The organism is Thermogutta sp., from assembly GCF_014359955.1.
Lineage (GTDB): Bacteria > Planctomycetota > Planctomycetia > Pirellulales > Thermoguttaceae > Thermogutta.
Map to the genome: position 1 here is coordinate 1 of NZ_JACIYL010000879.1, position 1,733 is coordinate 1,733.

Below are 1,733 nucleotides of genomic sequence, written 5' to 3' on the forward strand. Positions count from 1 at the left end.
CTCAAGCTGGCCGAGCAGATCCTCAAGGTGTTGCCAAAACCAAAAGGCTTGGGGCCCATCCATCCTTTTGCAGGGGACGATTTATGGCGGTAAGTGCCACGTGTTCCGCGGAGTTGATGAAAACGCGCGTCGACACAAGGGGGCGAGATCCTACCAAATCGGCAAGCAGGCATTCCCGGCAGGAGAACCGGACACATGGCGAGTCAAACCGGCGCACGCCTTCCAGCGTAGTTAACCTATGTACATAAACAGTCTTTGGGGTTGTTGCTGCTGATGACGGCTGTTTTTTATCACCATCACCTGGTGCAACCGGAGGAGATTGACGCCCTGGGGCACGCCAACAACGTGGCCTACGTGCAGTGGCTTCAGGACGCCGCCGTTGCCCATTCCACGGCGTGTGGATGGTCGCCGGACCGGCACCTTGCTTTGGGGGCAGGTTGGGTCGTCCGCTCGCATACCGTCGAGTATCTGGCTCCAGCCCGACTGGGAGATGAAGTTGTTGTGCAAACCTGGGTCGCCGACTTTAAAAAAGTAACTTCCCGGCGGAAGTACCGGATTTATCGCAGCCGCGACGGGGAGTTGCTTGCCCGGGCGGAAACGCTCTGGGCGTTTGTCAATTACAAGACCGGGCAACCGACCCGTGTTCCTCCGGAGATCGTAGCCGCCTTCACCATTTGTCCAGAAGATCCACCGCCGCTGGAACGGGGCGAGTGTTCGGTGGGTTCGGAAGCGGATCCTCCGCCGGCCGAATAGAAACTAACAGACGGGCGTTTCCACCGCCGAGAACTCGCTTCGCCTTTGCGAGAACTGTTGGATGGGGGCTGTATTTGTTTGGAAGTAGTGCGGCAGGAGCACTTGCACCGGTTTGAGCAGCCCTTGCCCCTTTAAAACGAGAATTCTGGGAGAAGTCAGACGGGACAGAGGAGGAAACCGAAACAATGAAGGTGCTCGTGGTACTGGGACATCCGCGTGTTGGGAGTTTCTGTCACGCCATTGCCACGACGGCTGCACAAACGCTGCAGGAGATCAACCACGAGGTCATCTATCACGATCTCTATCGCGAAAAGTTTGATCCCCTATTGCCGTTTGAACAGATTGCCAAGGATGCGGAAATTCCGGCGGAAATTCGTCGGCATTGCGAGCAACTCCAGGAAGTCGGTGGCTATGTCATCGTTCATCCCAACTGGTGGGGACAGCCTCCCGCGATCCTGAAAGGTTGGGTCGATCGCGTATTCCGGCAGGGGGTCGCGTATGATTTTACGGCGGACGGGGTCAAAGGGCTCCTGGCAGGCAAACGGGCACTGGTCTTTACCACATCCAACACACCGCGCGATGACGAGTTGCGGCTCTACGGTGATCCGCTGGAAAACCTGTGGAAGAACTGCATTTTCGGCTTCTGCGGTTTGACGAATTTTCGCCGCCGCAATTTTGAATCAATCATTCTCAGCACGCACGAACAGCGGGTCGCCTGGCTGGAGGAAGTGCGGCTTCTCGTCCGTGAGATGTTCGTGGAGGAGCAGGTGCACTGACCTCGCTTTTACTGAAATGGGCTTTCAGGCAGTTCGCAGAATTCTGAGGATTTCCTCGTGAAGCCAGCCGTTGCTGCCCACGCCGTTCCCTGACGTGAACGTGGGCTGTCCGGCCCAGTCCGTGAACTTACCGCCGGCTTCCTCGATGATGGGTTGAATCGCCGCTGCGTCCCAAATCTCCATGAGCGGGTCCACCATAAAATC

The 1,733-nt window shown here is 57.1% G+C and carries 3 protein-coding genes; 2 read left to right on the top strand and 1 reads right to left on the bottom strand.

The window, feature by feature from the left end:
* Positions 1-273: 273 nt before the first annotated feature.
* Together H5U08_RS17825 and H5U08_RS17830 are read left to right on the top strand one after the other, a co-directional pair.
* The gene (locus H5U08_RS17825; RefSeq protein ID WP_297036211.1) at positions 274-753 is read left to right on the top strand and encodes an acyl-CoA thioesterase; all 480 of its coding nucleotides are present in this window, start codon (positions 274-276) and stop codon (positions 751-753) included.
* 185 nt (positions 754-938) lie between these two features.
* Positions 939-1,529, top strand: coding sequence for an NAD(P)H-dependent oxidoreductase (locus tag H5U08_RS17830; protein WP_297036213.1), 591 nt, complete (start codon positions 939-941; stop codon positions 1,527-1,529).
* A gap of 24 nt (positions 1,530-1,553) precedes the next feature.
* Here the strand turns inward: H5U08_RS17830 and H5U08_RS17835 are convergent.
* A partial coding sequence (locus H5U08_RS17835; RefSeq protein ID WP_297036216.1) for an inositol monophosphatase family protein occupies positions 1,554-1,733 on the bottom strand: 180 nt, incomplete at its 5' end.